General features: G+C 44.6%; 9 protein-coding genes. All 9 read left to right on the forward strand.

Going from position 1 to position 5,463, the window contains the following annotated elements:
- Positions 1–973: major capsid protein (locus PCO31110_RS26360; protein ID WP_150691765.1), on the forward strand; the 973-nt coding region annotated here is incomplete at its 5' end.
- Between the two features lie 110 nt (positions 974–1,083).
- Positions 1,084–1,611 (forward strand): hypothetical protein, encoded by a 528-nt coding sequence (locus PCO31110_RS26365; protein WP_000487867.1) that lies wholly within the window; start codon positions 1,084–1,086, stop codon positions 1,609–1,611.
- Between the two features lie 8 nt (positions 1,612–1,619).
- Positions 1,620–2,606, forward strand: a complete 987-nt coding sequence (locus PCO31110_RS26370) for a Minor spike protein (RefSeq protein WP_000466547.1) — start codon at positions 1,620–1,622, stop codon at positions 2,604–2,606.
- A gap of 63 nt (positions 2,607–2,669) precedes the next feature.
- The gene (locus PCO31110_RS26375) at positions 2,670–4,211 is read left to right on the forward strand and encodes a replication endonuclease (RefSeq protein ID WP_000252566.1); all 1,542 of its coding nucleotides are present in this window, start codon (positions 2,670–2,672) and stop codon (positions 4,209–4,211) included.
- The gene (locus PCO31110_RS26380; RefSeq protein ID WP_435988044.1) at positions 4,144–4,296 is read left to right on the forward strand and encodes a hypothetical protein; all 153 of its coding nucleotides are present in this window, start codon (positions 4,144–4,146) and stop codon (positions 4,294–4,296) included. Before PCO31110_RS26375 ends, PCO31110_RS26380 begins: the two co-directional genes overlap by 68 nt.
- A complete protein-coding gene (locus PCO31110_RS26385; protein WP_016670801.1) occupies positions 4,229–4,468 on the forward strand; it encodes a phage DNA packaging protein C in 240 nt (79 codons plus the stop codon). The genes PCO31110_RS26380 and PCO31110_RS26385 overlap by 68 nt, the downstream gene beginning before the upstream one ends.
- The gene (locus tag PCO31110_RS26390; protein WP_000084700.1) at positions 4,465–4,923 is read left to right on the forward strand and encodes a scaffolding protein D; all 459 of its coding nucleotides are present in this window, start codon (positions 4,465–4,467) and stop codon (positions 4,921–4,923) included. Before PCO31110_RS26385 ends, PCO31110_RS26390 begins: the two co-directional genes overlap by 4 nt.
- The gene (locus PCO31110_RS26395) at positions 4,923–5,039 is read left to right on the forward strand and encodes a phage DNA packaging protein J (RefSeq protein WP_000033471.1); all 117 of its coding nucleotides are present in this window, start codon (positions 4,923–4,925) and stop codon (positions 5,037–5,039) included. The genes PCO31110_RS26390 and PCO31110_RS26395 overlap by 1 nt, the downstream gene beginning before the upstream one ends.
- 36 nt (positions 5,040–5,075) lie before the next feature.
- Positions 5,076–5,463, forward strand: a 388-nt coding sequence (locus tag PCO31110_RS26400) for a major capsid protein (RefSeq protein ID WP_281350649.1), incomplete at its 3' end; no start/stop codon positions are given.

Genomic DNA, 5,463 nt, shown 5'->3' on the forward strand with positions numbered 1-5,463 from the left:
TGACCATGCCGCTTTTCTTGGCACGATTAACCCTGATACCAATAAAATCCCTAAGCATTTGTTTCAGGGTTATTTGAATATCTATAACAACTATTTTAAAGCGCCGTGGATGCCTGACCGTACCGAGGCTAACCCTAATGAGCTTAATCAAGATGATGCTCGTTATGGTTTCCGTTGCTGCCATCTCAAAAACATTTGGACTGCTCCGCTTCCTCCTGAGACTGAGCTTTCTCGCCAAATGACGACTTCTACCACATCTATTGACATTATGGGTCTGCAAGCTGCTTATGCTAATTTGCATACTGACCAAGAACGTGATTACTTCATGCAGCGTTACCATGATGTTATTTCTTCATTTGGAGGTAAAACCTCTTATGACGCTGACAACCGTCCTTTACTTGTCATGCGCTCTAATCTCTGGGCATCTGGCTATGATGTTGATGGAACTGACCAAACGTCGTTAGGCCAGTTTTCTGGTCGTGTTCAACAGACCTATAAACATTCTGTGCCGCGTTTCTTTGTTCCTGAGCATGGCACTATGTTTACTCTTGCGCTTGTTCGTTTTCCGCCTACTGCGACTAAAGAGATTCAGTACCTTAACGCTAAAGGTGCTTTGACTTATACCGATATTGCTGGCGACCCTGTTTTGTATGGCAACTTGCCGCCGCGTGAAATTTCTATGAAGGATGTTTTCCGTTCTGGTGATTCGTCTAAGAAGTTTAAGATTGCTGAGGGTCAGTGGTATCGTTATGCGCCTTCGTATGTTTCTCCTGCTTATCACCTTCTTGAAGGCTTCCCATTCATTCAGGAACCGCCTTCTGGTGATTTGCAAGAACGCGTACTTATTCGCCACCATGATTATGACCAGTGTTTCCAGTCCGTTCAGTTGTTGCAGTGGAATAGTCAGGTTAAATTTAATGTGACCGTTTATCGCAATCTGCCGACCACTCGCGATTCAATCATGACTTCGTGATAAAAGATTGAGTGTGAGGTTATAACGCCGAAGCGGTAAAAATTTTAATTTTTGCCGCTGAGGGGTTGACCAAGCGAAGCGCGGTAGGTTTTCTGCTTAGGAGTTTAATCATGTTTCAGACTTTTATTTCTCGCCATAATTCAAACTTTTTTTCTGATAAGCTGGTTCTCACTTCTGTTACTCCAGCTTCTTCGGCACCTGTTTTACAGACACCTAAAGCTACATCGTCAACGTTATATTTTGATAGTTTGACGGTTAATGCTGGTAATGGTGGTTTTCTTCATTGCATTCAGATGGATACATCTGTCAACGCCGCTAATCAGGTTGTTTCTGTTGGTGCTGATATTGCTTTTGATGCCGACCCTAAATTTTTTGCCTGTTTGGTTCGCTTTGAGTCTTCTTCGGTTCCGACTACCCTCCCGACTGCCTATGATGTTTATCCTTTGGATGGTCGCCATGATGGTGGTTATTATACCGTCAAGGACTGTGTGACTATTGACGTCCTTCCCCGTACGCCGGGCAATAATGTTTATGTTGGTTTCATGGTTTGGTCTAACTTTACCGCTACTAAATGCCGCGGATTGGTTTCGCTGAATCAGGTTATTAAAGAGATTATTTGTCTCCAGCCACTTAAGTGAGGTGATTTATGTTTGGTGCTATTGCTGGCGGTATTGCTTCTGCTCTTGCTGGTGGCGCCATGTCTAAATTGTTTGGAGGCGGTCAAAAAGCCGCCTCCGGTGGCATTCAAGGTGATGTGCTTGCTACCGATAACAATACTGTAGGCATGGGTGATGCTGGTATTAAATCTGCCATTCAAGGCTCTAATGTTCCTAACCCTGATGAGGCCGTCCCTAGTTTTGTTTCTGGTGCTATGGCTAAAGCTGGTAAAGGACTTCTTGAAGGTACGTTGCAGGCTGGCACTTCTGCCGTTTCTGATAAGTTGCTTGATTTGGTTGGACTTGGTGGCAAGTCTGCCGCTGATAAAGGAAAGGATACTCGTGATTATCTTGCTGCTGCATTTCCTGAGCTTAATGCTTGGGAGCGTGCTGGTGCTGATGCTTCCTCTGCTGGTATGGTTGACGCCGGATTTGAGAATCAAAAAGAGCTTACTAAAATGCAACTGGACAATCAGAAAGAGATTGCCGAGATGCAAAATGAGACTCAAAAAGAGATTGCTGGCATTCAGTCGGCGACTTCACGCCAGAATACGAAAGACCAGGTATATGCACAAAATGAGATGCTTGCTTATCAACAGAAGGAGTCTACTGCTCGCGTTGCGTCTATTATGGAAAACACCAATCTTTCCAAGCAACAGCAGGTTTCCGAGATTATGCGCCAAATGCTTACTCAAGCTCAAACGGCTGGTCAGTATTTTACCAATGACCAAATCAAAGAAATGACTCGCAAGGTTAGTGCTGAGGTTGACTTAGTTCATCAGCAAACGCAGAATCAGCGGTATGGCTCTTCTCATATTGGCGCTACTGCAAAGGATATTTCTAATGTCGTCACTGATGCTGCTTCTGGTGTGGTTGATATTTTTCATGGTATTGATAAAGCTGTTGCCGATACTTGGAACAATTTCTGGAAAGACGGTAAAGCTGATGGTATTGGCTCTAATTTGTCTAGGAAATAACCGTCAGGATTGACACCCTCCCAATTGTATGTTTTCATGCCTCCAAATCTTGGAGGCTTTTTTATGGTTCGTTCTTATTACCCTTCTGAATGTCACGCTGATTATTTTGACTTTGAGCGTATCGAGGCTCTTAAACCTGCTATTGAGGCTTGTGGCATTTCTACTCTTTCTCAATCCCCAATGCTTGGCTTCCATAAGCAGATGGATAACCGCATCAAGCTCTTGGAAGAGATTCTGTCTTTTCGTATGCAGGGCGTTGAGTTCGATAATGGTGATATGTATGTTGACGGCCATAAGGCTGCTTCTGACGTTCGTGATGAGTTTGTATCTGTTACTGAGAAGTTAATGGATGAATTGGCACAATGCTACAATGTGCTCCCCCAACTTGATATTAATAACACTATAGACCACCGCCCCGAAGGGGACGAAAAATGGTTTTTAGAGAACGAGAAGACGGTTACGCAGTTTTGCCGCAAGCTGGCTGCTGAACGCCCTCTTAAGGATATTCGCGATGAGTATAATTACCCCAAAAAGAAAGGTATTAAGGATGAGTGTTCAAGATTGCTGGAGGCCTCCACTATGAAATCGCGTAGAGGCTTTGCTATTCAGCGTTTGATGAATGCAATGCGACAGGCTCATGCTGATGGTTGGTTTATCGTTTTTGACACTCTCACGTTGGCTGACGACCGATTAGAGGCGTTTTATGATAATCCCAATGCTTTGCGTGACTATTTTCGTGATATTGGTCGTATGGTTCTTGCTGCCGAGGGTCGCAAGGCTAATGATTCACACGCCGACTGCTATCAGTATTTTTGTGTGCCTGAGTATGGTACAGCTAATGGCCGTCTTCATTTCCATGCGGTGCACTTTATGCGGACACTTCCTACAGGTAGCGTTGACCCTAATTTTGGTCGTCGGGTACGCAATCGCCGCCAGTTAAATAGCTTGCAAAATACGTGGCCTTATGGTTACAGTATGCCCATCGCAGTTCGCTACACGCAGGACGCTTTTTCACGTTCTGGTTGGTTGTGGCCTGTTGATGCTAAAGGTGAGCCGCTTAAAGCTACCAGTTATATGGCTGTTGGTTTCTATGTGGCTAAATACGTTAACAAAAAGTCAGATATGGACCTTGCTGCTAAAGGTCTAGGAGCTAAAGAATGGAACAACTCACTAAAAACCAAGCTGTCGCTACTTCCCAAGAAGCTGTTCAGAATCAGAATGAGCCGCAACTTCGGGATGAAAATGCTCACAATGACAAATCTGTCCACGGAGTGCTTAATCCAACTTACCAAGCTGGGTTACGACGCGACGCCGTTCAACCAGATATTGAAGCAGAACGCAAAAAGAGAGATGAGATTGAGGCTGGGAAAAGTTACTGTAGCCGACGTTTTGGCGGCGCAACCTGTGACGACAAATCTGCTCAAATTTATGCGCGCTTCGATAAAAATGATTGGCGTATCCAACCTGCAGAGTTTTATCGCTTCCATGACGCAGAAGTTAACACTTTCGGATATTTCTGATGAGTCGAAAAATTATCTTGATAAAGCAGGAATTACTACTGCTTGTTTACGAATTAAATCGAAGTGGACTGCTGGCGGAAAATGAGAAAATTCGACCTATCCTTGCGCAGCTCGAGAAGCTCTTACTTTGCGACCTTTCGCCATCAACTAACGATTCTGTCAAAAACTGACGCGTTGGATGAGGAGAAGTGGCTTAATATGCTTGGCACGTTCGTCAAGGACTGGTTTAGATATGAGTCACATTTTGTTCATGGTAGAGATTCTCTTGTTGACATTTTAAAAGAGCGTGGATTACTATCTGAGTCCGATGCTGTTCAACCACTAATAGGTAAGAAATCATGAGTCAAGTTACTGAACAATCCGTACGTTTCCAGACCGCTTTGGCCTCTATTAAGCTCATTCAGGCTTCTGCCGTTTTGGATTTAACCGAAGATGATTTCGATTTTCTGACGAGTAACAAAGTTTGGATTGCTACTGACCGCTCTCGTGCTCGTCGCTGCGTTGAGGCTTGCGTTTATGGTACGCTGGACTTTGTAGGATACCCTCGCTTTCCTGCTCCTGTTGAGTTTATTGCTGCCGTCATTGCTTATTATGTTCATCCCGTCAACATTCAAACGGCCTGTCTCATCATGGAAGGCGCTGAATTTACGGAAAACATTATTAATGGCGTCGAGCGTCCGGTTAAAGCCGCTGAATTGTTCGCGTTTACCTTGCGTGTACGCGCAGGAAACACTGACGTTCTTACTGACGCAGAAGAAAACGTGCGTCAAAAATTACGTGCAGAAGGAGTGATGTAATGTCTAAAGGTAAAAAACGTTCTGGCGCTCGCCCTGGTCGTCCGCAGCCGTTGCGAGGTACTAAAGGCAAGCGTAAAGGCGCTCGTCTTTGGTATGTAGGTGGTCAACAATTTTAATTGCAGGGGCTTCGGCCCCTTACTTGAGGATAAATTATGTCTAATATTCAAACTGGCGCCGAGCGTATGCCGCATGACCTTTCCCATCTTGGCTTCCTTGCTGGTCAGATTGGTCGTCTTATTACCATTTCAACTACTCCGGTTATCGCTGGCGACTCCTTCGAGATGGACGCCGTTGGCGCTCTCCGTCTTTCTCCATTGCGTCGTGGCCTTGCTATTGACTCTACTGTAGACATTTTTACTTTTTATGTCCCTCATCGTCACGTTTATGGTGAACAGTGGATTAAGTTCATGAAGGATGGTGTTAATGCCACTCCTCTCCCGACTGTTAACACTACTGGTTATATTGACCATGCCGCTTTTCTTGGCACGATTAACCCTGATACCAATAAAATCCCTAAGCATTTGTTTCAGGGTTATTTGA

The organism is Pandoraea communis, assembly GCF_902459745.1.
GTDB lineage: Bacteria > Pseudomonadota > Gammaproteobacteria > Burkholderiales > Burkholderiaceae > Pandoraea > Pandoraea communis.